This window comes from Blastococcus tunisiensis, assembly GCF_900112815.1.
GTDB classification, from domain to species: Bacteria; Actinomycetota; Actinomycetes; order Mycobacteriales; family Geodermatophilaceae; genus Blastococcus_B; species Blastococcus_B tunisiensis.
Window position 1 is genome coordinate 40,146 of record NZ_FOND01000013.1, and the last position, 23,955, is coordinate 64,100.

General features: G+C 73.3%; 16 protein-coding genes. 8 read left to right on the forward strand and 8 right to left on the reverse strand.

The genetic code is table 11. The features are described from left to right. Positions 1-72 precede the first annotated feature (72 nt). From BM142_RS16140 to uvrB, 6 genes are all read right to left on the reverse strand, one after another. Positions 73-2,133, reverse strand: coding sequence for a S9 family peptidase (locus BM142_RS16140; RefSeq protein ID WP_092201080.1), 2,061 nt, complete (start codon positions 2,131-2,133; stop codon positions 73-75). Positions 2,134-2,187: 54 nt separating this feature from the next. Next, positions 2,188-3,510 carry an MFS transporter gene (locus BM142_RS16145; protein ID WP_092201083.1) on the reverse strand — a complete coding sequence of 441 codons (1,323 nt, stop codon included), beginning with the start codon at positions 3,508-3,510 and terminating at the stop codon, positions 2,188-2,190. Positions 3,511-3,557: 47 nt separating this feature from the next. Next, positions 3,558-4,652 (reverse strand): TerC family protein, encoded by a 1,095-nt coding sequence (locus BM142_RS16150; protein WP_092201086.1) that lies wholly within the window; start codon positions 4,650-4,652, stop codon positions 3,558-3,560. Positions 4,653-4,737: 85 nt separating this feature from the next. Beyond that, positions 4,738-5,841, reverse strand: a complete 1,104-nt coding sequence (locus tag BM142_RS16155; protein ID WP_092201089.1) for a TerC family protein — start codon at positions 5,839-5,841, stop codon at positions 4,738-4,740. Between the two features lie 269 nt (positions 5,842-6,110). Beyond that, complete coding sequence (locus tag BM142_RS16160; protein WP_217640751.1) at positions 6,111-6,503, reverse strand: MmcQ/YjbR family DNA-binding protein; 393 nt, start codon at positions 6,501-6,503, stop codon at positions 6,111-6,113. A 110-nt stretch (positions 6,504-6,613) separates the two neighbouring features. After that, positions 6,614-8,731, reverse strand: coding sequence for an excinuclease ABC subunit UvrB (gene uvrB, locus BM142_RS16165; RefSeq protein ID WP_092201091.1), 2,118 nt, complete (start codon positions 8,729-8,731; stop codon positions 6,614-6,616). Positions 8,732-9,204: 473 nt separating this feature from the next. Between uvrB and glgX the strand changes: the two genes are divergently transcribed. Genes glgX through BM142_RS16185 form a run of 3 tightly spaced genes read left to right on the forward strand, consistent with a single transcriptional unit; the run spans position 9,205 to position 14,610 of the window. Then, positions 9,205-11,316 carry a glycogen debranching protein GlgX gene (gene glgX / locus BM142_RS16175; RefSeq protein WP_092201095.1) on the forward strand — a complete coding sequence of 704 codons (2,112 nt, stop codon included), beginning with the start codon at positions 9,205-9,207 and terminating at the stop codon, positions 11,314-11,316. 8 nt (positions 11,317-11,324) lie between these two features. Further along, positions 11,325-13,613: a malto-oligosyltrehalose synthase gene (gene treY / locus BM142_RS16180; RefSeq protein ID WP_254791015.1), complete on the forward strand. Its 2,289-nt coding sequence runs from the start codon at positions 11,325-11,327 to the stop codon at positions 13,611-13,613. Positions 13,614-13,644: 31 nt separating this feature from the next. Beyond that, positions 13,645-14,610: a quinone oxidoreductase family protein gene (locus BM142_RS16185; RefSeq protein WP_092201100.1), complete on the forward strand. Its 966-nt coding sequence runs from the start codon at positions 13,645-13,647 to the stop codon at positions 14,608-14,610. Positions 14,611-14,662: 52 nt separating this feature from the next. On the opposite strand, the gene BM142_RS16190 is transcribed toward BM142_RS16185, so the two are convergent. Beyond that, positions 14,663-17,074, reverse strand: coding sequence for a hypothetical protein (locus tag BM142_RS16190; protein WP_092201102.1), 2,412 nt, complete (start codon positions 17,072-17,074; stop codon positions 14,663-14,665). Between the two features lie 125 nt (positions 17,075-17,199). On the opposite strand from BM142_RS16190, the gene treZ reads away from it, so the two are divergent. After that, complete coding sequence (gene treZ, locus BM142_RS16195) at positions 17,200-18,957, forward strand: malto-oligosyltrehalose trehalohydrolase (RefSeq protein WP_092201104.1); 1,758 nt, start codon at positions 17,200-17,202, stop codon at positions 18,955-18,957. Then, positions 18,957-19,697, forward strand: a complete 741-nt coding sequence (locus tag BM142_RS16200; protein WP_092201105.1) for a dihydrofolate reductase family protein — start codon at positions 18,957-18,959, stop codon at positions 19,695-19,697. Before treZ ends, BM142_RS16200 begins: the two co-directional genes overlap by 1 nt. Here the strand turns inward: BM142_RS16200 and BM142_RS16205 are convergent. Continuing rightward, positions 19,667-19,996, reverse strand: coding sequence for a GYD domain-containing protein (locus BM142_RS16205; protein WP_254791016.1), 330 nt, complete (start codon positions 19,994-19,996; stop codon positions 19,667-19,669). The two genes, BM142_RS16200 and BM142_RS16205, sit on opposite strands and share 31 nt — an antisense overlap. 122 nt (positions 19,997-20,118) lie before the next feature. Here BM142_RS16205 and BM142_RS16210 point away from each other — a divergent pair, with 122 nt between their 5' ends. The 3 genes from BM142_RS16210 to BM142_RS16220 are packed head-to-tail and all read left to right on the forward strand — an operon-like array spanning position 20,119 to position 23,911. Beyond that, a complete protein-coding gene (locus tag BM142_RS16210) occupies positions 20,119-21,210 on the forward strand; it encodes an ATP-dependent DNA ligase (protein WP_092201109.1) in 1,092 nt (363 codons plus the stop codon). A gap of 40 nt (positions 21,211-21,250) precedes the next feature. Further along, on the forward strand, positions 21,251-22,813 hold the full coding sequence (locus BM142_RS16215) for an alpha/beta hydrolase (RefSeq protein ID WP_092201285.1): 1,563 nt from the start codon (positions 21,251-21,253) through the stop codon (positions 22,811-22,813). A 36-nt stretch (positions 22,814-22,849) separates the two neighbouring features. Beyond that, on the forward strand, positions 22,850-23,911 hold the full coding sequence (locus tag BM142_RS16220) for a DNA polymerase domain-containing protein (protein ID WP_092201111.1): 1,062 nt from the start codon (positions 22,850-22,852) through the stop codon (positions 23,909-23,911). The last annotated feature ends 44 nt before the right edge of the window (positions 23,912-23,955 follow it).

A 23,955-nucleotide genomic window follows, 5' to 3' on the forward strand; every position in this document is an offset into this window, starting at 1 on the left:
GGCTGCTCCCTCCTGCGGCGCTGACCTCCAGCGGGCTGCCCACCCTGCCAGGCACGGGGACTCCGCGGTGGTTCAGCCGACCCGGGTGGCGCGGACCACGAGCGGCTCGGCCGCCGCACCCGCCGCCGTCGGCCCGCCGTCCTCGGCTCCCGGGGCGGGGTCGGCGTCGACCGGCTCCGCGGCGGCCCGCCCGGGGTTCCCGGCCGTCGGCAGCCAGCGGGCCCACCACCGGAGGACGTGCTCGAACCGTGCGTGCCGGTGGCGGGGCCGCCCGGACCGGCTCAGCTCGTGCCCCTCGCCGGGGAACAGCAGCAGTTCCGACGGGACGCCGCGCCGCTTGAGCTCGACGTAGAGCCGGGCGCCCTGCTCGACGGGGCAGCGCCAGTCCTCCTCGGAGTGCACGACGAGGGTCGGCGTGGTGATCGCGGCGGCGCCGGCCAGCGCGCTCTGCGCGGCCAGCCGCTCCGGGTCGGTGCCGAGGTACTGGTCCGGGAAGGCCCAGCCGATGTCGGAGGACCCGGCGAAGCTCACCGGGTCCAGGAAGGCCCGCTCGACGACGGCGGCGGCGAACCGGCCGGTCCGGCCGATGAGCAGCGCGGCGAGGTAGCCGCCGTAGGACCCGCCCATGACCCCGACCCGGTCGGCGTCGAGCGCGGGATCCTGCAGCGCCGCGTCCAGGAAGGCCAGGACGTCGGCGGCGTCGAGCCCGCCCCAGCCGCCGCGGATGGCGCGCCCGTGCTCGGCCCCGTAGCCGGACGAGCCGCGCGGGTTGCACTGGACCACGGCGTACCCCGCGGAGACGTAGACCTGGGTCTCGTCGAACAGCGACCAGCCGTACTGCGCGAACGGCCCCCCGTGGACGGTCAGCAGCACCGGGTGCGGGCCGGGCCCCGGCGGGGTGGTGATCCACCCGTGCACCGGGTGGCCGTCGGGCGCCTGCGCGGTCCGCTCCGCCGTCCGGTGGACCCGGCCGGTCTCCCCGAGCGTCCGGCCGAACGCGGTGAGCAGCCGGCGCCGACCCGGGGTCAGTGCGATCAGCTCGCCGGCGGACCGGTCGTGCGCGACGACGGCGACCACCACTCCCCCGGCGGCGGCGATGCCGCGCACGGTGAACGGCCCGTCGATCAGCGGCTCCGCAGCGCCGCCGTCCAGGGGGACCCGGAGCAGCTCGACGCTGCCGCGCCGCTCGACGCCGACCAGGACCGCGCCGTCGGCGACCACCGTGGCCGGGGTCTCGTCCCCGCGGTGGTGCTCCTCGGGGTCGAGCAGCGGCACCAGCGACCCGTCCCCGGCCACCCGGCACGGCACGGCCTGCCGGGCCACGAAGTCCAGCCCCTCGGGCCCCAGCTCGGGCACCGCGGTGACGACCAGCTCCTGCCCCGCGTAGGCCGGCAGCGCGCAGTCCCCCGTGGACGCGGTCATCCTGCGCAGCGCGGTCCCGTCCGGTTCGATCGCGTACACGTCCCGCACGAGGTCCCGGTCGGCCCGCGGGTGACGGGCGGAGACGAACGCGAGCCCGCCGTCCGGGCGCCAGGTCACGTCGACGCAGTCGGCCTCCCCCGTGGTCACCTGCACCGGCTCCGGCAGCGGGGCGCTGTCGTCGGCGAAGTCGGCCGGGAGGTCGAGGACGAACACCTGGCTGGGCTGGTCGGCCAGGAAGCCGATGCCGTCCCGCCGGTACTGCAGGTTGGTGATCAGGCGCGGCGGCTCCGCCGCGGGGGCCACGCCGTCGACCGTCCCGTACCGGCCCGGTTCGGGGACCCGCGCCACGTAGGCCAGCCGCCGCGAGTCCGGTGACCAGACCGGGGCCCCGGCGCCGAGGTGGTGGGCGGTGAGGGTGCGCGGCTCCCCACCGGCGGTGGGGAGCAGCGAGATCTGCGGCCGGCCGCCCGGTTCGGCGCTGCGGAAGGCCAGCCAGCGGCCGTCCGGCGAGTAGCCGGGGTCGCTGTCCCGGGAGCCGGCGGTGACGGGGCGGGCGGGGGCCGAGCCGTCGGTGGGCACGGCCCACAGCTGGCTGCGGTACTCGTCCGCCTCGAGGTCGGGCCGGGCGACCGCGACGACCGCCATCCGGCCGTCCGGGGACACCGTCGGGGCGCCCGGCGTGCGCAGGAGCGCGAGATCGTCAGGCCACATGGCCACCGACGCTAGTCGGTCCGGCCCCCGGTCCCTCCGCCCGGCGCGACGGGCTCAGGACGGGACGCTGCGCGCGCGGACGGTGCTCAGCACCGCCAGGCTGCCCAGCAGCGGCAGCGCCGCCAGGAGCAGCAGGCTGCGGTCGAGGCCCAGGACCTCGCCCGCCCCGCCGACGACGGCGGAGCCGACACCCCCGCCCACGAGGAAGACCAGCGTGGCGATGCCCAGCGCCACGCCCCGGACGTCGGCCGGCACGGCGCCGCCGACCGCCGCCATCAGCGCCGGCTGGCCCAGCCCGAAGGCCAGCGTCACGAGGACGACCGCCGTCACGAGCACCGCCGCCGAGGTCCGGGCCGCGCCGACGGCGGCGACGACCAGGGCCACCGCTGCCGTCGCGTCGGAGACCACGAGGGACCGGCCGGGACCGAGCCGCGCCAGCAGCGGGCCGGCCAGCCGCGGGGCGAGGAAGCCGGTGACGGCGCTGGGGACCAGCGCCAGCCCGACCTGCAGCGGAGTCCAGCCCCGGACGGCGAGGACGGCCGGCACGGCGATCAGGAGGGCGAACCAGGCGGCCGGCACGGCGGACGCGGCCAGGGCGCTGCGGACGACGACGGGGTTCCGGATGACCCGGCGCGGCAGGAAACCCTCGGGGCGGCGGCGCACCCGGGCCGCCACCGCGGGAACGCCCAGCCCCAGCAGCAGGGCGCCGGCCGTGGCCACCAGCACCCCCGAGGCGGGCGACTGCACCAGCAGCACGAGCCCGGCCGCGGTGGCGGCCACCAGCACCGCCCCCAGGACGTCGAGCCGGGCACCGGTGCCCTGCGTCGGCAGCGCCCGCCACAGCGCGGGGACGATCAGCAGCCCGAGCGCGGGGAGCGCGACGACCGCGCGCCAGTCGGCCAGGTCGGCCACCAGGCCGCCCGCCAGCGGGCCCAGTGCGCTCACCGCCGCCGCCGTCCCGGCCACCTGGCCGAGGGCGGTCGTCCGGACCGCACCGTCGTAGCGAGCGCTGACGATGGCCATGCCGAGCACGGGTACCGCGGCCGCGCCCATGCCCTGCAGGACCCGGGCGGCGAGCAGCACCTCGATGCTGGGGGCGAAGCCGCCGAGGACCGCGCTGCCGGCCATCAGGCCGACTCCCACCAGCAGGGGCAGCCGGATGCCGGCCAGGTCGGCCACCCGGCCGTAGACGGCGGTCGCCACCGCGAGCATCAGGGCGTAGAGGCTGATGACCCAGGAGACCCCGCCGGTGCTGAGGCCGAGGTCGGCGGCGATCGCCGGCAGCGTCACCGCCACGGCCGCGCTGCCCATGCCGGCGAGGCCGAACAGCAGCCCCACGAGCGCTGCGACCCGGCCGGCGTCGGTCTGCTCCCTCACGAGGACGGCTCAACCGGCCGGCGGAGAAGTCTGTTCCACGACCCCGCTCAGCTGCGCGCGCGGTCCTCGTCCGACTCGTCGGCGATCCGCGCCTCCGCCGCCGCGGCCGCCTCGGGCCCGCCGGTGGGCACCGACTTCGCCGTCTCCGGGTCCACGTCCGGCGGGCCGGCGCTGGCGAGCTGACCGCGGGTCTTCAGCAGGCTGGCGACCGTCGCGACGACCAGCACGCCGAGGATGATCGACAGCGAGAGCCAGATCGGGATCTCGGGGATGCTCTCGATCGGCTCGCGCTCCCCGGCGAACGGCAGCTGGTTCTCGTGCACCGCCTCGAGGATCAGCTTGACGCCGATGAAGGCCAGGATGACCGCCAGCCCGAGGGAGAGGTAGACGAGCCGCTTCAGCAGGCCGCCGAGCAGGAAGTACAGCTGGCGCAGGCCCATCAGGGCGAAGACGTTGGCCGTGAAGACGATGAACGGCTCACGGGTCAGGCCGAAGATCGCCGGGATGCTGTCCAGCGCGAAGATCAGGTCCGTGGTGCCGAGGGCGAGGATCACCACGATCATCGGCGTCCACATCTTCCGGCCGTTCTCGGTCACCCGGATCTTGGCCCCGTGGTAGTCCTGGGTGATCGGCAGGATCGTGCGCATCCGCCGGATGAAGGCGTTCTCCTCGTAGTCCTCGTCCTCCCCGCGGTGCCGGACGAGGTTGAACGCGGTGTAGATCAGGAAGATGCCGAAGATGTAGAAGACCCAGACGAACCGCTCGATCACCACGGCGCCGAGCAGGATGAAGATCCCGCGCAGGACCAGCGCGATGATGATGCCGATCATCAGCGCTTCCTGCTGGAACTTCCGCGGCACCTGGAAGCGGGCCATGATGATCACGAAGACGAAGAGGTTGTCCACCGAGAGCGAGTACTCGGTGAGCCAGCCGGCGTAGAACTCCGTGGCGTAGGTGCCGTTCGTGAACGCCAGCATCAGCAGGCCGAAGAGCAGCGCCAGGCTCACGTAGAAGGTCACCCAGAGGCTGGCCTCCTTGATGGAGGGCTCGTGCGGTCGGCGGGCGACGATGGCGAGGTCGGCGAGCAGCAGGACGGTCAGCCCCACGAACGTCGTGATCTCGAACCAGACGGGGAGCTCCACGAGCGGAGACTCTACGTCCCCGCCGAGCGGGCCGCCGAGGGCTCCGGCCGGTGCGCGACGCCCGGCAGCGGAGCCCTCGGCACGGTCAGCGCTCGGTGCCGCCCCGGGGCCCGGGCGCGTCCTCGGAGAGCAGCTGCCCGGCGTCCGGGGCGCCGCCGTCCTCGTCCTCACCGACGCGCTCGGCGGCCTCCTGCGCCTGCAGCTCCAGCCGCTCGGCGCGGTCCCGGCGGTTCCTGGCCAGGCTCGTCAGGGTCGTCACCACGAGGGTCACCAGGATCACCGTCAGGGACAGCCACATCGGGATCTCCGGGATGACGGTGACGTGCTCACCGCCGTTGATGAACGGCAGCTCGTTGGTGTGCAGGGCGTGGATGAGCAGCTTGACGCCGATGAACCCGAGGATGACGGCGAGTCCGTAGGCGAGGTAGACGAGCCGGTCGAGCAGGCCGTCGATGAGGAAGAACAGCTGGCGCAGCCCCAGCAGCGAGAACGCGTTCGCCGCGAAGACCAGGTAGGTCTCCTGGGTGAGGCCGAAGATCGCCGGGATCGAGTCGACGGCGAAGAGGATGTCGGCGCTGCCGATGGCGATCAGGGTGATGGCCAGCGGGGTGATGAACCGCTTGCCGTCGAGGCGGACGACCATCTTGTCGGAGTGGTACTCGTCCGTGGTCGGGAAGATCCGGCGGGCGACGCGGAGGAGCAGGTTCTCCTTGAAGTCCTCCTCGTCGTCGTGGCCGCCGCTGCGCGCCTGGGCCCACGCGGTGTACACGAGGATGGCGCCGAAGACGTAGAAGACCCAGCTGAAGTTCGCGATCGCCGCGGCGCCGATCAGGATGAACACGGTGCGCAGCACGAGGGCGAAGGTGATGCCGTAGAGCAGCACCTTCTGCTGCAGCTCCCGGGGCACGCCGAAGCTCGCCATGATCAGCACGAAGACGAAGAGGTTGTCGATCGACAGGCTCTTCTCGGTGATGTAGCCGGCGAAGTACTCCCCGCCGAACTGCGCGCCGTAGAACCAGAGGATCAGCAGCCCGAACACGACCGCGATGCCCACGTAGACGGCGGACCAGATCGCGGACTCGCGGAGGGTGGGCGCGTGCGGGGTCCGCACGTGGCCGAGGAGGTCGAACAGCAGCATCCCGACGATCAACCCGATCGTGAGAGCCCAGACCCAGAAGGGAACGTCCATGCGGCAATGCCTCCGGCAGCTGGCAGTCGTCAGTACCGGAGGTCTCTCCCGCCGCCGGCCTGGGCCGGCGACCGACGGGACCGGAGATCACGGGATCTCGTACTGACGGCCCTGCCGCGGGGGGATACTCCCCTCCTCGCACCACCGGCCGCGGGCGCGCGTCAGCGCCCGCACTCCGTGTGGTCCGCCTGGTGCAACGGCGCCGCGCCGACGAACGTTCCGACCCCCGGCGAGTTCCGGTGCGACGCGCGTCACACGCCCACCGTCGATCAGCTCGGGCGCCGGCTCTTGGGCAGGGCGGCGACCGCGGCGTCGTACGAGGCGTCGATCAGCTCGCGGACCTCGTCGTCGGGTACCGGGCCGGTCCAGTCGACCGAGTTCCAGCCGTAGCGGCCCACGTAGTGGCTCGACGTGACGGCGCCGGGGTAGCGCTCCCGCCACTCCCCCGCCTCGGCGGCGTCCCGGCCGCACTTCACGCTGACGGTGCCGCCGGCCAGCCCGATGAATGCGAAGCCCTTGCCGCCGACCTTGGCGACCAGTTCCTCCTCGCCCAGGGGTACGTCTCCTCGGCCCCCGGCTTGCCCAGGCAGTACGCCACCAGCTCCTCCCGGTCCACACGGACCTCCCCAGAACTTGATCATCGGCGGGTGGCTGGGTGACACGCCGGCCGGCACCACCAGCCGCCGATGATCAACTCGCCGAGGTGGCGTGTCCAGGCGCCGCCGGTCGGCCGCCGCGAGTCTGCGAGCGGTGGGGGCAGCGGGGTCCTCGCTCAGGCGTGGGCGGCGTCGAGCTGGCGCAGCTCCTTCTTCAGCTCGCTCAGCTCGTCGCGCAGCCGGGCCGCCACCTCGAACTGCAGCTCCCGGGCGGCGGCCAGCATCTGCTCGTTCATCTGGCTGATCAGGTCGGCCAGCTCCGCCCTCGGCAGGCCCTGCACGTCGATCGCCCCGGCCTTGCCCGGCTTCTTCTTCGACGACAGCCCCGGCACCGGGGCCTTGCCCCGGGACTGCTGCCGGCCCGACCCGCCGATCAGCTCGGCGGACTCGGAGTCCTCGGCCTCGCGGTAGATGCCGTCGAGGATGTCGACGATCTTCTTCCGCAGCGGCTGCGGGTCCACCCCGCGCTCGAGGTTGTAGGCGATCTGCTTCTCGCGGCGCCGGTTGGTCTCCTCGATCGCCTGCGCCATCGACGGGGTGATCTTGTCCGCGTACATGTGCACCTGACCGGAGACGTTGCGCGCCGCCCGGCCGATGGTCTGGATCAGGGACGTGCCGGAGCGCAGGAAGCCCTCCTTGTCGGCGTCGAGGATCGCGACCAGTGACACCTCGGGCAGGTCCAGGCCCTCGCGCAGCAGGTTGATGCCGACCAGGACGTCGTACTCGCCCTGGCGCAGCTCGCGGAGCAGCTCGACCCGGCGCAGTGTGTCGACCTCGGAGTGCAGGTACCGCACCTTGATCCCGAGCTCGAGCAGGTAGTCGGTGAGGTCCTCCGCCATCTTCTTGGTCAGCGTGGTGACCAGGATCCGCTCGTCCTTCTCCGTCCGGAGGCGGATCTCGTGCACGAGGTCGTCGATCTGCCCCTTGGTCGGCTTGACCACCACCTCGGGGTCGATCAGGCCGGTCGGCCGGATGACCTGCTCGACGAACTCGCCGCCGGTGCGCCCCAGCTCGTAGTTGCCGGGAGTCGCCGACAGGTAGACGGTCTGGCCGATGCGGTCGGTGAACTCCTCCCACTTCAGCGGCCGGTTGTCCATCGCCGAGGGCAGCCGGAAGCCGTGCTCCACGAGCGTCCGCTTGCGGCTCATGTCGCCCTCGTACATGCCGCCGATCTGCGGCACCGTCACGTGCGACTCGTCGACGACCAGCAGGAAGTCGTCCGGGAAGTAGTCGATCAGGCAGGACCCGGCGCTGCCGGGCGCCCGGCCGTCGATGTGCCGCGAGTAGTTCTCGATGCCGGAGCAGAACCCGACCTGGCGCATCATCTCGATGTCGTAGGTGGTGCGCATGCGCAGCCGCTGGGCCTCCAGCAGCTTCCCCTGGCGCTCCAGCTCGGCGAGCCGGCCCTCGAGCTCGGCCTCGATGCCGTGGATCGCCCGCTCCATCCGCTCGGGCCCGGCGACGTAGTGCGTGGCGGGGAAGACGAAGAGCTCCTCCACCTCGCGGACCACCTCACCGGTCAGCGGGTGCAGGTAGTACAGCCGCTCCACCTCGTCGCCGAACATCTCGATCCGGCAGGCGAGCTCCTCGTAGACCGGGAAGACCTCGATCGTGTCGCCGCGCACGCGGAAGGTGCCGCGGGTGAAGGACAGGTCGTTGCGGGTGTACTGCTCGGTGACCAGCGTGCGCAGCAGCTCGTCCCGGTCGCGGGTCTCCCCCAGCTTGATCTTCAGCGCCCGCTCCACGTACTCCTGCGGGGTGCCCAGGCCGTAGATGCATGACACGGTCGCCACCACCACGACGTCCCGCCGGGTGAGCAGGCTCTGGGTGGCCGAGTGGCGCAGCCGTTCCACCTCGTCGTTGACCGAGGAGTCCTTCTCGATGTAGGTGTCGGTCTGCGGGACGTACGCCTCGGGCTGGTAGTAGTCGTAGTAGGAGACGAAGTACTCGACGGCGTTGTTCGGCAGGAGTTCCCGGAACTCGTTGGCCAGCTGGGCGGCCAGGGTCTTGTTCGGCGCCATCACCAGCGTCGGCCGCTGCACCTGCTCGATCAGCCACGCGGTCGTCGCCGACTTCCCGGTACCGGTGGCGCCCAGCAGGACGACGTCCTTCTCCCCCGCGTTCACCTTCTCGGCGAGCTGCGCGATCGCGGCGGGCTGGTCACCGGAGGGCTGGAACTCGCTGACGACCTCGAACCGCCCCTGCGTGGGGCGGATCTCCGTGGAAGTGGGCACGGGAGAACGGTACGACGCCGGTGTGACAGAACGGGTCCGAGCGGCCGGATGGGCCGGCTGGTGAACCCGGGGAGAACGGAACGCGTCCGCTACTTGTCCTCGACGGGCGCGCCCCCCTAGCGTGCCTGGTCGCAGGAGCGGTTCCGGACCGGGGACCAGCGCCACCCGGACGCCCGGGCGAGGTCGGACCCCGGATCGCGGCGTCCGGCCCACCCGGGGTCGTCCATCAGCCGCCCGGCACGGTCGCTGCCGCGGCCCGCCGGACCTGCGCACGACGCCCCCCGCGGCCCGGCCACGGGGGGCGTCGTCGTGTCCCGTCCGCCGCACGGGCGCACGTCACACGGAACCCAGGTGTGCCGCAGCCACCCCGGGGGAACCCGTGCACGGTCGCCCCACCATGCTTCCTCCGCGAAGATCTCCGGAGAGACACCTCGGTCCCCCACGGGGCCACCAGCGCAGGAGGACATCCCCGCATGACCCAGGTCTGGCCCGGTAGCGCCTATCCCCTCGGGGCCACGTACGACGGCACCGGCACGAACTTCTCGATCTTCAGCGAGGTGGCCGAGAAGGTCGAGCTGTGCCTGTTCGACGAGGCGGGCAACGAGGAGCGCATCCGGCTCCCGGAGATGGACGGCTACGTCTGGCACGCCTTCCTGCCCGGCGTCCACGCGGGGCAGCGGTACGGATTCCGCGTCCACGGGCCGTACGACCCGGACCAGGGGCTGCGCTGCAACCCGAGCAAGCTGCTGCTCGACCCGTACGCCAAGGCGATCGACGGCCCGGTCGACTGGGCGCCGGCGGTCTTCGGCTACGACTTCGAGACCAAGGAGCGCAACGACGAGGACTCGGCGCCGCACATGCCGAAGTCCGTCGTCGTCAACCCGTACTTCGACTGGGGCGTCGACCGGCCGCCGCAGACGCCGCTGAACAAGACCGTCATCTACGAGGCCCACGTGAAGGGCCTGACGATGACCAACCCGCGCATCCCCGAGGAGCTGCGGGGCACCTACGCGGGCATCGCGCACCCGGCCACGATCGAGCACCTCACCGACCTCGGCGTGACCGCCCTCGAGCTCATGCCGGTGCACCAGTTCGTGCAGGACGACACCCTCCAGCAGAAGGGCCTGCGCAACTACTGGGGCTACAACACGATCGGCTTCTTCGCCCCGCACAACGAGTACGCGGCCGACACCGCGACGGGCCAGCACGTGCAGGAGTTCAAGGGCATGGTCCGTGCCCTGCACGAGGCGGGCATCGAGGTGATCCTGGACGTCGTCTACAACCACACCGCCGAGGGCAACCACCTGGGCCCGACGCTGTCGTTCAAGGGCATCGACAACCAGGCGTACTACAAGCTCGTCGAGGGCGACCAGCAGCACTACATGGACTACACGGGCACCGGCAACACGCTGAACGTCCGGACCCCGCAGGCGCTGCAGCTGATCATGGACTCGCTGCGGTACTGGATCACCGAGATGCACGTCGACGGCTTCCGTTTCGACCTGGCCTCGGCGCTGGCCCGCGAGCTGCACGCCGTCGACCGGCTGTCCACCTTCTTCGACCTCGTCCACCAGGACCCGGTCGTCAGCCAGGTCAAGCTGATCGCCGAGCCGTGGGACGTCGGCGAGGGCGGCTACCAGGTCGGCAACTTCCCGGCACGCTGGACGGAGTGGAACGGCAAGTACCGCGACACCGTCCGCGACTTCTGGCGGGGCGAGGACGCCACCGTGGGCGAGTTCGCCAGCCGGATCACCGGCTCGGCCGACCTGTACCAGCACTCCGGTCGCCGTCCGGTGGCCAGCATCAACTTCGTCACCGCGCACGACGGGTTCACCCTCAACGACCTGGTCTCCTACAACGAGAAGCACAACGAGGCCAACGGCGAGGGCAACAACGACGGCGAGAGCCACAACCGCAGCTGGAACCACGGGGTCGAGGGCGAGACCGACGACCCGGAGGTCCTGCAGTTGCGGGCGCAGCAGCGACGCAACTTCATCGCCACGCTGATGCTCAGCCAGGGCGTGCCGATGCTGCTGCACGGCGACGAGCTGGGCCGGACGCAGCGCGGCAACAACAACGGCTACTGCCAGGACTCCGAGCTCACCTGGATCGACTGGGAGAACGTCGACGAGGGCCTGCTCGAGTTCACCAAGAAGGTCACCCGGCTCCGCTGCGACCACCCGACGTTCCGCCGCCGCCGGTTCTTCCACGGCCGCCCGGTCCGCCGGGGGCTGGGCGACCCGGTCCCCGACATCGCCTGGCTGACGCCGGCCGGCGAGGAGATGGCCGGGGAGGACTGGGACGCCGCCTACGCCAAGTCGCTGGCCGTCTACCTCAACGGGGTCGGCATCCGGGAGATGGACGAGCGGGGCGAGTACGTCACCGACGACCACTTCTACCTGGCCTTCAACGCCTCGCACGAGCCGCTGGACTTCACGCTGCCCAGCGACGACTACTGCCAGAACTGGACGACGGTGCTCGACACGGCCGAGATGGACGAGGTGGAGCCCGTCGAGGTGAAACCGGGCGACACCGTCACCGTCCAGGGGCGCTCGATCGTCGTCCTCACCGGTCCGGCGCAGTGAGCCGGCGCGTGCCGGCGGCCACCTACCGGCTCCAGGTGCACGCCGGGTTCCGGCTCCAGGACGCCGCCGAGGTGGCCGGCTACCTGGCCGACCTCGGGGTCACGCACGCCTACTCCTCCCCGCTGCTGCGCTCCGCGGAGGGCAGCAACCACGGCTACGACACCGTCGACCACGCGCACGTCGACGAGGCCCGCGGCGGGCGGGCCGGCCTCGACCGGTTCGTCACCGCGCTGCACGCGCACGGCCTCGGGCTGGTGCTCGACCTCGTGCCCAACCACATGGGCGTGGACGACCCGGCGGCCGCGCCGTGGTGGTGGGACGTGCTGCAGCACGGGCAGCGCAGCGAGCACGCCGCGGCGTTCGACATCGACTGGGAGTTCGGTGGCGGCAAGGTGCGGATCCCCGTCCTCGGATCCGCGGACGACGTCGCGGAGCTCGAGCTGGTGGACGGCGAGTTGCGGTACTACGACAACCGCTTCCCGATCGCGCCCGGCACCGGCGAGGGCACCCCGCAGGAGGTGCACGCCCGCCAGCACTACGAGCTGGTCGACTGGCGCCGCGCCGACTCCGGCCTGAACTACCGCCGCTTCTTCGCCATCAACACGCTGGCCGGGCTCCGGGTCGAGGACCCGGCGATCTTCGACGCCACGCACCGGCTGGTGCTCCAGCTGGTCCACGACGGCGCCGTCGACGGCCTGCGGATCGACCACCCGGACGGGCTGGCGGACCCCAAGGGCTACCTCGACCGGCTCGCCGGGGCGTCGGGTGGGCGCTGGACCGTCGTCGAGAAGATCCTCGAGCCCGGAGAGGACCTGCCGGCCTCCTGGCAGGCGGCCGGGACGACCGGCTACGACGCGCTGGCCGAGGTGGACGGGGTGCTCGTCGACCCCGCCGGCGAGCCGGCCCTCACCGCCCTGGACACCGAGCTGGCCGGCAAGGCCGTGGACTACGAGCAGCTGGTCCACGACTGCAAGCGCGAGGTCACCGACGGCATGCTGGGCTCCGAGGTGGCCCGGCTGGTCCGCGTGATCGGGCCACTGCCGGGAGTCGATCACGCCCAGCAGACCGAGGCGCTGGCCGAGCTGCTCGCGTCCTTCCCCGTGTACCGCAGCTACCTGCCCGACGGCCGCGAGCACCTCGACGCCACCGTCGCCGCCGTCCGCACCCGCCGGCCGGACCTGGTCCACGCGGCCGACGCCCTGCACTCGGTGCTGTCGTCGGCGGGCTCGGAGGCGGCCACCCGGTTCGAGCAGACCAGCGGCCCGGTGATGGCCAAGGGAGTGGAGGACAGCGCCTACTACCGGTGGGCCCGGTTCGCCGCGCTCAACGAGGTCGGTGGCGACCCCGCCCGCTTCGGCAGCACGGTCGCCGGGTTCCACACCGCCCAGCAGCGTCGCGCGCAGCGCTACCCGGAGTCCATGACGACGCTGTCCACGCACGACACCAAGCGCAGCGAGGACGTCCGCGCCCGGCTGGCCGTGCTCGCCGAGCTCCCGGGTGACTGGGCCCGGCTCGTGCGCACGCTGCTGGAGCGCCACCCGCTCGCCGACCGCCCGCTGGCCCACCTGGTGTGGCAGAACCTCGTCGGTGCCTGGCCGCTGTCCCGGGAGCGGGCGCATGCCTACGCGGAGAAGGCGGCTCGCGAGGCCGGGACGTCGACCACCTGGACGTCGCCGGACGCGGAGTTCGAGGGCCGGCTGCACGCGCTGGTCGACGCCGCCTACGACGACCCGGCGACCGCGGCCGATCTCGACGCCTTCGTCACCCGGATCGCGCCGCTGGGCTGGTCGAACTCGCTGAGCCAGAAGCTGCTGCAGCTGACGATGCCCGGTGTCCCGGACGTCTACCAGGGCAGCGAGCTCTGGGACTTCTCCCTCGTCGACCCGGACAACCGCCGGCCGGTGGACTACGACCTCCGCCGGACGCTGCTCGCCGCGATCGACGGCGGGGAGATCCCGGCGGTGGACGCGACCGGCGCGGCCAAGCTGCTGGTCGTCTCCCGGGTGCTGCGGGCCCGCCGGGACCACCCCGGATGGTTCGCCGGGTACGAGCCGGTCGGGGTGACCGGATCGGCCGCCGACCACGTGGTCGCCTACGACCGCGGAGGTGCCGTCACGGTGGCCACCCGCCTGCCGGCCGGCCTGGCGGCCACCGGCTGGGGGGACACGGCCCTGCAGCTGCCCACGGGCGCGTGGCAGGACCTGCTCACCCGGGAGCGGGTCGTGTCCGACATGGGCGGGGTCGCCGTCGGGGCGCTCCTGGACCGGCTCCCCGTGGCGCTGCTCGTCCGGTCCTGAGCGCGCGGCCGGGCCACTAGGCTCCCGGCCCGTGAGAGCAGCCGTCCGCCGACGCTACGGGCCACCGGAGACCGTCCGGGTCGAGGACGTCCCCGACCCGGAGCCCGGCGCCGGCGAGCTGCTCGTCCGCGTGCACGCCAGCACGGTGAACCGCACCGACTGCGCCTGCCGCAGCGGGACGCCGTCCTTCATGCGACTCGGCCTGGGGTTGCCCCACCCCCGGATCACCGTGCTGGGCACCGAGTTCGCCGGCGTGGTGGACCGGACCGGCCCGGGCGTCACCCGATTCGCGCCCGGCGACCGGGTGTTCGGCTACGTGGAGGGCCGGTTCGGCGCGCACGCCGAGTTCCTGACCGTGCCGGAGGACGCCTCCGTGGCGCCGGTGCCGGACGGCGTCGACCTCGCCGCGGCCGCCGCGGCCACGGAGGGCGCCCACTACGCGCTGGCCTTCGCCCGGGTCGCACGCATCCGGGCGGGCCAGCACGTCCTGGTGCTCGGGGCCACCGGCGGGATCGGCTCGGCCGCGGTCCAGCTGCTGAAGGCCGGCGGCGTCCGGGTCACCGCGGCCGCCCGCGAGCACCCCGACGTCGTCCTGGCCCTGGGCGCCGACGACGTGATCGAGGCGGCCGCCGAGGACGTCCCGGACGACGGCCGGCGCTACGACGCCGTCCTGGACGCGGTCGGGAAGAGCACCTTCGGCCGGGTCCGGCCGCTGCTGCAGCCGTCGGGCGTCTACGTCTCCTCCGAGCTGGGCCCGAAGGCGCAGAACATCGGGCTGGCACTGCTCTGGCCGGTGATGCGCGGCCGGCACGTGCGGTTCCCCTTCCCGCTGCACGACCAGGCGATGATCCGGCACCTCGCCGACCTCCTGGCCGACGGGCGGTTCCGGCCGCTGATCGACCGCCGGTACCCGCTGGAGGAGGTCGTGGAGGCCTACCGGTACGTCGAGTCGGGTCGGAAGACCGGCAACGTGGTCCTCGACGTCGGGGCGGGCTGACGGCGGTCCATGCCGGTGCCGGGCGGGCCGGTCCCAGCGGCGTCGCCCGGCTTCAGGAGCCGGCGACGCCGCGCACGACGTCCAGCGCCAGGGGCCAGTCCGGGTCGCGCCAGTAGTCGCTGTGCCCGCCGATGCCGGTGACCGCACGGGTCTGCAGCGCGAGATCCCCCGGAGGCGGGTCGAGGAGCCGCCACTCGGCGCCGCACACCCGCCGCCCGGTGTCCGGGTCGATCCGGTCGGGCTGCGGCCCCTCGGGTCCGGCCAGGCGGTGCGACGTCGGCGGGCCGGCCCCGTCGTGCGTGTGCCCCCAGCTGGTCACGGGGCCCGCGACCGGATCGGTGTCGCGATACAGGTTCAGCCAGTGGAACGCGCGGCCGATGTCGCGGAGGAGATCGGCGTCGACGTAGTGCGGGAACCCGCGGGCGAACTGCTGGCGCAGCTGCGAGCCGAAGGTCAGCCAGCGGACCCGGTCGCGGACGTCCGCCGGCAACCAGAGCAGTGCCACCAGGGAGATCAGGCTGCCCTGGCTGTGCGCGGCGACCACCACCTCGTCGGCCGGAGCCGGGTTCAGCGGGCCGGGGCCGGCGGCATCCGCGGGGGCCGGGACGGCGTCCTGCAACGGGTCGGGCACGCCGAGATGCCAGCAGATCCGGCGGACGAGGGCCGGCACGACCTCCTGCGCATAGGGCGGCGGCACGAACGGATGGGTGGAGCGCGGCCAGAATGCGATGACGTCCCACACGACGTTGAGGGCGCGGCGCGCGCCCTCGTTCCGCAGCGCCCCGCGGGCCAGCAGCACCGCCCCGCCACCGATCCCGAGCAGCGTCGCCTGCCCGATGCCGATGATCACGTCCTCGCCGCTGACCGGCGCGCCCTCGTCCGAGCTGGTACCGGTGAGCAGGCTCAGGGGGAAGGCCGGATCGCCGGCGTCGCCACCGGCCCCGGCACCCGTCCACAGCCTGATCCCGATGGCGACGGCGAGGACGAGTCCCAGCAGCGTCCAGACGGCCACCACGGCGGGCGCGATGTCCGTGAGGCGGGCCGCCCGCATGGCCGCCGCCACGCGCTGCACCCACGGCGCCGGCAGCCGCGGCCGCGGCGGCGCGCCGAAGGTCGTGGCGGCCTGCGCCCGGGCGAGGAAGGCCCGCCGCCGGCGGGAGCCGGCGATCCGGATCCCGACGACCAGCCCGGCCAGGACGAGGGCCGTCACCCCCCACGCGTAGGAGAAGCGCTGCAGCAGGACCGGCGCCTGCACCTGCGTGCCGGGGAGTGCGTTGAGGATCCCCTGCACTCCCAGCGTCAGTCCGGCGGTGAAGCCGACGGCGAGGTAGCAGCCGACCGCGGAGGCGAGGCCCGCCGCCATCCCGCCGGCGAACCGCCGGAACGGCCGCGGCTGGCGCCGGCCCGCGGCCCGGGTGGCCAGCGCGAGAACTGCCGTGGCCAGGACCTGCAGGGTCAGCCCGACGAACCCGGCGGCGATCAGGACACCCACCGCGCCGTCGAGCCCGGGCAGCCGGCCGGCCCCGTCGACGTCGGCACCCAGGACCGCGGCCAGCGCGAGCAGGACGGCGAGACCGGCGAGCACCCGCAGCACGACGGCGACCACCAGGCTCCAGCGCACCCAGGCGGCGCCGGCGGCGGCCCGGCCGGTGCGCACCGTCGTCGTCCGCTCGGGGTCACCGCTGAGGACGACCACCGCCAGGATCGCGCCGAGCAGCCCGACCACGCCCCACCGGAGGACACCGGGCCAGGCACGGCCGGTTCCGGCGGCGGCGCTGAGTCCCAGCCAGGCCACCACCAGCAGCCCGGTGGCGCGGTGCAGGTGCCGCAGCGCCGGGCTGTCCGGGTCGCCGTCGAAGAACGCGGCATCGCCCAGGCCGGCCAGCCCGCCTCCCCCGTGCCCGAGGTCACGGGGCGGGGCCGAGCCGAACCGGTAGCGGCGGCCGGTGTCGACCTGGCCGATGTGCGAGAGCCCCGCGATGAGCGCCGCGGCCAGCGCCAGGCCACCGACGAGGACCACCCAGCCGGCCACCGGCCGCGGGGGCGGCCCGACCAGCCACTGCCAGGCCACGAGGTCGACCACGACCAGGCAGGTGGTGAGCGCGAACAAGGCGGTGAGCACCAGGGCCACGACGCGCAGCAGCGCGCCGGCCAGGGCACGGGCCGCCCGCGACGGGCCGGACACCGGGGCCGGCAGCATGAACTGCGCGGCGTTGACCATGCCGAACGGGGTGAGCAGCAGCCACAGGCCCTGCATCCAGGACCCCGACGTCCAGCGACCCCAGTGGAAGGCCTCCAGCAGGTGCCCGTCGGGTGCCCGGAGCTCACGGCCCTGGCTGTCGGACGGCCGGAAGCACCGGCTGCGGTCGTCGCCGGCCACCTGCGCGGCGTGCGCGCTGTCGAGCAGATACGTGGGGGGCGCCCCGCTGACGCCGTGCACCCGCAGCTCGACCCACTCGGCCATCGCCGCGCCCCTCCCTCTGCTGCGACCGGCCGGTCGTGCAGGGTTGATGGCCCGGTCTGCGGGCATGATCGCGACGTCCCCCCGCTCTGACCAGAGCTCCTCGCGCCGCTGTCCGGAGGCCCCGCATGTCCGCTCCCGTCGAGTTCGCCGTCTGGGCGCCGCTGCCCGAGCGGGTGCGGGTCCAGGTCGACGGCACCGTGCACGACATGCGCAAGGACGACGAGGGCGGCTGGTGGCGGGCCGAGGTGACGGCATCGCCGGAGGCCGACTACGGCTACCTGCTCGACGGGAACGACACGCCCCGTCCCGACCCCCGCTCCCGGCGCCAACCGGAAGGCGTCCACGGCCTCTCCCGCCGCTTCGATCCCGGCGCCCACGAGTGGGGGGACGACGCCTGGACCGGCCGCCCCCTCGCCGGCGGCGTCGTCTACGAGATGCACGTCGGCACCTTCACCCCCGAGGGCACGCTCGACGCGGCGATCGGCCGGCTGGGCCACCTGGTGCGCCTGGGCGTCGACTTCGTCGAGCTGCTGCCGGTCAACGCGTTCAACGGCACGCACAACTGGGGCTACGACGGCGTCCTCTGGTACGCCGTCCAGGAGGAGTACGGCGGCCCGGCTGCCTACCAGCGCTTCGTCGACGCCTGCCACCAGCAGGGCCTGGGCGTGATCCAGGACGTCGTCCACAACCACCTCGGGCCGTCGGGCAACTACCTGCCGGAGTTCTTCCCGATCTTCGCCGAGGGAGGGGGGAACACCTGGGGCAACTCGATCAACCTCAGCGGCCCGGACTCCGACGAGGTGCGCCGCTACGTCGTCGACAACGCGCTGATGTGGCTGCGCGACATGCACGTCGACGGCCTGCGGCTGGACGCCGTGCATGCCCTCGTCGACGAGCGCGCCACGCACGTGTTGGAGGAGATGGCCCAGGAGGTCGACAAGCTGTCGGTCGCCGTCGGCCGCCCGCTCACGCTGATCGCCGAGTCCGACCTCAACGACCCGCGCATGGTGACCCCCCGCGCCGCCGGCGGGCTGGGTCTGACCGCCCAGTGGAGCGACGACTTCCACCACTCGCTGCACGCGGTGCTGACCGGCGAGGGGCAGGGCTACTACGGCGACTTCGCCGAGGCCGGCCTCGGTGGTCTGGCCAAGGTGCTCACCGGCGCCTTCTTCCACGACGGCGCGTGGTCGAGCTTCCGCCGCCGGCACCACGGCCGCCCGGTCGACACCGCCACGCTGCCCGGCTGGAAGTTCCTCGGCTACCTCCAGGACCACGACCAGATCGGCAACCGCGCCGTCGGCGACCGCATCTCCGGCTCCCTCTCCCCCGGCCTCCTGGCCGTGGGCGCGACCCTGGTGCTCACCGGCCCGTTCACGCCGATGCTGTTCATGGGCGAGGAGTGGGGTGCGAGCACGCCGTGGCAGTTCTTCACCAGCCACCCCGAGCCGGAGCTCGGCCGGGCCACCGCGGAGGGCCGGATCGGCGAGTTCGCCGAGCACGGCTGGGACGCCGACGTCGTGCCCGACCCGCAGGACCCGGAGACCTTCACCCGGTCGAAGCTGGACTGGTCGGAGCTGACGCGGGAGCCGCACGAGCGGCTGCTCGCCGTCCACCGGTCGCTGCTGGCGCTGCGCCGGGCCCACCCCGACCTGGTCGACCCCGACCTCACCGCCGTCCAGGTCACCTGGGACGACGCGGACCGCTGGCTGGTCGTGCACCGCGGCTCGCTGCGGGTGGTGATGAACCTGGCCGGCGAGCCCCGGGAGATCGACCTCGACCGCCCGGTGGCCGACGTCCTGTTCTGCACCGCCGAGCTGCCGGCCGTCGACGGGGAGGCCGTCACGCTGCCCGCCGAGAGCGCCGCCGTCCTCAGCACCCGCTGATGCGCCGCCTCCTGCCGGAACCGGCCGAGCTGGACGACGACGGGCTGGTCGAGGCCTATCGGCTGCCCCCGGGCCGGTCGCTGCGGGTCAACTTCGTGGCCTCCCTGGACGGCGCGGTCACCGTCGACGGGCGCAGCGAGGGGCTCGGCTCGCCCGGCGACAAGCGGATCTTCCGGCTGCTGCGGGCGCTGTCGGACGCCGTCCTGGTCGGGCACGGGACGGCGTCGGCCGAGGGCTACCGGCCGATCATCGCGGACTCCACCGTCGGCCGGCTGCGCGCCGGACTCGGGCGCCCGGCCACCGCCCCCGTCGTGGTGGTCTCCCGGCGGGCCTCGCTGGCTCCCGACGACCGGCTCGTGCACGGCGCCGTCTCCCCCACCGTGCTCGTGACCTGCGAGGCGGCGGACTGGGATCGCCGCGACGCACTGGCCGCGGCCGGGGTGCACGTGCTGGTCTGCGGGGACGACGACGTCGACCTGCCGCTCGCTCTCGACCGGCTGGCCGACCGGGGCCTCGAGCAGCTCCTCTCCGAGGGCGGGCCGGGCCTCCTGCACAGCGCACTGACCGCCGGTGTCGTCGACGAGCTGGACCTCACGGTCGCGCCCGCCCTCGTCGGCGACGAGGCCCGGTTGCTCGGCGGCGCGCTCGTGCGCCCGGCCCGGCTGGAGCTGCGGCAGGTGCTGGAGGAGGACGGCGTGCTCTTCACCCGCTACGCGGTCGCCGCACCGGGGGCCCGGTAGCCCACGTCCTGCGCACGCCCCAGCGCCTCAAGGGTCTCCTCCACCGTCATCAGCACCGTTGTCTCGATCGAGCTGAGCGCACCGCCACCACCGATGGCCAGCGCGACGGCGGCCATCGAGACGTTGTCCGGCGCCTCCCACAGGTTGATCCCGTCGTGGGAGCCGAAGGAGTACCAGAACCCGTGCAGCGTCCCGCCGACCGATTCGATGTAGGCGGCCGCCGCCCGCCGGCGGTCCTCGGGCTGGGCGATCATCATCGCCCAGGTCTCCGGGGTGTAGCGGAACCGAGTCAGGTACATGGGCATCGTCGGACCTCCGGGTCGTCCCCCGCGGGTCGACGCTAGGGGCCCGGCCGGACGGCGTCGAGGGCCCACGGCACGACGCCGTCCGGGTGTCCTGCCCTGCTGCTTGACTGACCGGCATGGACCTGCCCGTGATGCCGCCGGTGAAGCCGATGCTGGCCAAGGCGGCGACGACGCTCCCCGTCGCCGACGACATGTTCTACGAGCCCAAGTGGGACGGGTTCCGCTGCGTCGTCTTCCGCGACGGCGACGAGGTCGAGCTGGGCAGCCGCAACGAGCGCCCGCTGACCCGCTACTTCCCCGAGGTGGTCGCCGCCGTCAAGGCCTCGCTCCCGGAGCGGTGCGTCGTCGACGGCGAGATCGTCGTCCCGACCGGCGACCGGCTGCACTTCGAGGCGCTGCTGCAGCGCATCCACCCCGCGCAGTCGCGGGTGGACCTCCTGGCCGAGCAGACCCCGGCCTCCTTTGTCGCCTTCGACCTGCTGGCCCTCGGGGACGAGTCGTTGCTCGAGGTGCCCTTCGCCCAGCGACGGGCCCGGCTGGAGGCGGCCCTGGCCGGCGTCCGGCCGCCGGTGTACCTGACCAGCGTCACCCGCGACCCGGCCACCGCGGAACGCTGGTTCGAGACCTTCGAGGGCGCCGGCCTCGACGGCGTCGTCGCCAAGGCGGCCGACCTGCCCTACGGCCCCGACCAGCGGCTGATGACCAAGATCAAGCACGTCCGGACGGCGGACTGCGTGGTCGCCGGGTTCCGCTGGCACAAGAGCGGCCCGATCGTCGGGTCGCTGCTGCTGGGGCTCTACGACGGCGGGACGCTGCAGCACATCGGCGTCGCGGCGTCCTTCCCCATGAAGCGCCGGGCCGAGCTCGTCGACGAGCTGGCGCCGTACCGCGCCGACGCGCTGGACGGGCACCCGTGGCAGGACTGGGCGAACGCACAGGTGCAGGCGGACGGGGAGAACCGCATGCCCGGTGCGGTGAGCCGGTGGAACGCGAAGAAGGATCTCTCGTGGGTGCCGCTGCGCCCGGAGCTGGTCGTCGAGATCAAGTACGACCAGCTCGAGGGGCGTCGGCTTCGTCACACCGGCCAGTTCCTCCGGTGGCGACCCGATCGCGATCCGCTGAGCTGCACCTACGACCAGCTGGAGGTGCCGGTGCGCTACGACCTGGGCGAGGTGCTGACCGGTGGTCCGTCGCCCGATCGGGAGTGATCGCCTGCGGCGCGGCCGCCCGGCTCCTACGCTCGTGATCATGCGTCTGCACCGCGGCCGGCTGGCCGTTCCGTCGACCCTGCTCGCCCTGAGCCTGGTCCTGGCCAGCTGCACGTCCTTCTCCGAGTCGTTCGGGGAGGACCCGGCACCCACGACGACCTCGGCCGCCCCCGAGCCCGAGGCGGCGCCGATCGAGTGGACCGACTGCAACGAGCAGATCCAGGCGATCGTCGCCGACCGCCCCGGCAGCGAGCGCGACCTGTCCTTCGAGTGCGGTCGCACCGAGGTGCCGATCAGCTACGACGAGCCGCAGGGCGCGACGCTGCCGCTGTTCCTCGTGCGGGTGGTCAGCGCCACCCAGACCGACCGCATCGGCTCGCTGTTCGTCAACCCGGGCGGCCCGGGCGCCTCCGGCGCCGACGCCGCGATCGGGCTGGCCCTGACGCTGCCCGACGAGATCCTGGCCCGGTTCGACATCGTCGGCTTCGACCCCCGCGGGGTGGGGCTGTCCACCCCCGTCGAGTGCATCCCCGACGAGCGCCACGAGCAGCTGGTCGCCGCCGACCCGCGCCCGGTGACCGAGGAGGAGATCGACGCGGCCTTCACGTTTGCCGAGGAGATCGCCGACGGGTGCGCCGACGAGTACGGCGACGCCCTGGGCACCTTCAACACGGTGGACACCGCCCGGGACCTGGACCGCCTGCGCGAGGCCCTGGACGAGGAGCAGCTGAACTACCTCGGCTACTCCTACGGGACCACGCTGGGCTCGACCTACGCAGAGCTGTTCCCCGACCGGGTCCGCGCCATGGTGCTGGACGCGGCCGTCGACCCCGACACCGACCTGCAGGCCAACGCCGAGGAACGGGCGGCCGGGCTCGAGGCCGGCTTCGACGCCTTCGCGGCCAACTGCGTCGGGCTGCTGGCCGGCTGCCCGCTGGGCGCGGACCCGCGGCAGTTCGTGGAGCAGCTGCTCGCCCAGGCGGAGGCGACCCCCATCCCCAGCAGCGAGCCGGGCGAGACCCGGCAGGCGACACCCGGCGTGATCATGACCGCCATCCGGGCCGGCCTCAGCGGTACCGAGTCCTGGCCGCAGCTCGCCCAGGCCCTCGCCGCCGCGCAGGCCGGCGACGCCCGCGGGGTGTTCTCCCTCGCCGACAGCTACTCGGGACGGCTCGAGGACGGCACCTACTCCAACCTCTTCGACGCCAACATCGCGATCAACTGCGCCGACCACGACGCGCGGTTCGAGCCGGAGGAGGTCCGCACCCTCGTCGCGGAGTGGAGCGAGCAGTACCCGCTGTTCGGCGCCGGATCCGCGATCGGCCTGTACACCTGCTCGGTCTGGGACGCCGAGCGCACCCCGCTGCCGGAACGCGACGCGGAGGGCAGTGCGCCGATCCTCGTCATCGGCACCTCGGGCGACCCGGTGACGCCGCTGGCCGGTGCCGTCGACCTGGCCGAGGACCTGGAGGCCGGCGTCCTGCTCACCTGGCAGGGGCAGGGCCACACCGCCTATCCCAAGAGCGACTGCGTGAACGCGGCGGTCAACGCCTACCTGATCGACCTGACCGTGCCCATGGACGGCCTCACCTGCCCTGCGTGACACTCTGCGCTGGTCCACGGTGAGGGAGAACGGTTGATGGCCAGCAGCAAGGACGCCGTCGTCCTGGACGTCGGGGGCCTCGAGGTGCGCGTCTCCAACCCGGAGAAGCCCTACTTCGCCGACAAGGGCATCCGGAAGATCGACGTCGTCGAGTACTTCGTCGCCGTCGGCGAGGGCATCCTGTTCGCCCTGCGGGACCGGCCGACGACGCTCGAGCGCTGGCCCGGAGGGGTGTTCGAGGGGGCCCGCATCTCCACCCGGGCGGACAACACCGGCGACGCGTTCTACCAGAAGCGGGTGCCCAAGAACGCCCCGCCGTGGGTGCCGACGGCGCACATCACCTTCCCCAGCGGCCGGACGGCGGACGAGATCGCGCCCGACTCGGTGGCCGTCGTCGCCTGGTGCGCGAACCTCGGCACGCTGACCTTCCACCCGTGGCCGGTGGACAAGACCGACGTCGAGTCGCCGAACCAGATCCGCATCGACCTCGACCCGCAGCCGGGCACCGACTTCTCCGACGCCGTCTGGGTGGCCCCGCACGTGCGCGAGCTGCTGCACGAGTTCGGCATGGAGGGCTGGCCGAAGACCTCCGGCGGCCGCGGGGTGCACATCTACGTGCCGATCCAGCCGCGGTGGACCTTCACCGAGGTCCGGCACGCGGTCATCGCGTTCGGCCGCGAGCTGGAACGCCGGCTCCCCGAGCGGGTGACCATGTCGTGGTGGAAGGAGGAGCGCGGCGAGAAGATCTTCATCGACTACAACCAGATGGCCCGGGACCGCACGATCGCCTCGGCGTACTCCATCCGCCCCAAGCCGCACGCCCCGGTCTCGGCGCCGGTCGACTGGGACGAGCTGCCCGACGTCTCGCCGCTGGACTTCGACGTCCTCACCATGCCCGACCGCTTCCGGACGGTCGGCGACCGGCACGCCGGCCTGGCCGACCACTCGTTCGGCATCGAGCCGCTGCTGGAGCTCTTCGAGAAGCAGACCCAGGACGCCGGCATCGGCGACCTGCCCTATCCCCCCGACTACCCGAAGATGCCGGGCGAGCCGATGCGGGTGCAGCCCAGCCGGGCGAAGAAGCCGGCCGAGGGGTGATCGCCCACTGAGAACGACGGTCAGCAGCCATATCGGCCGCCGCG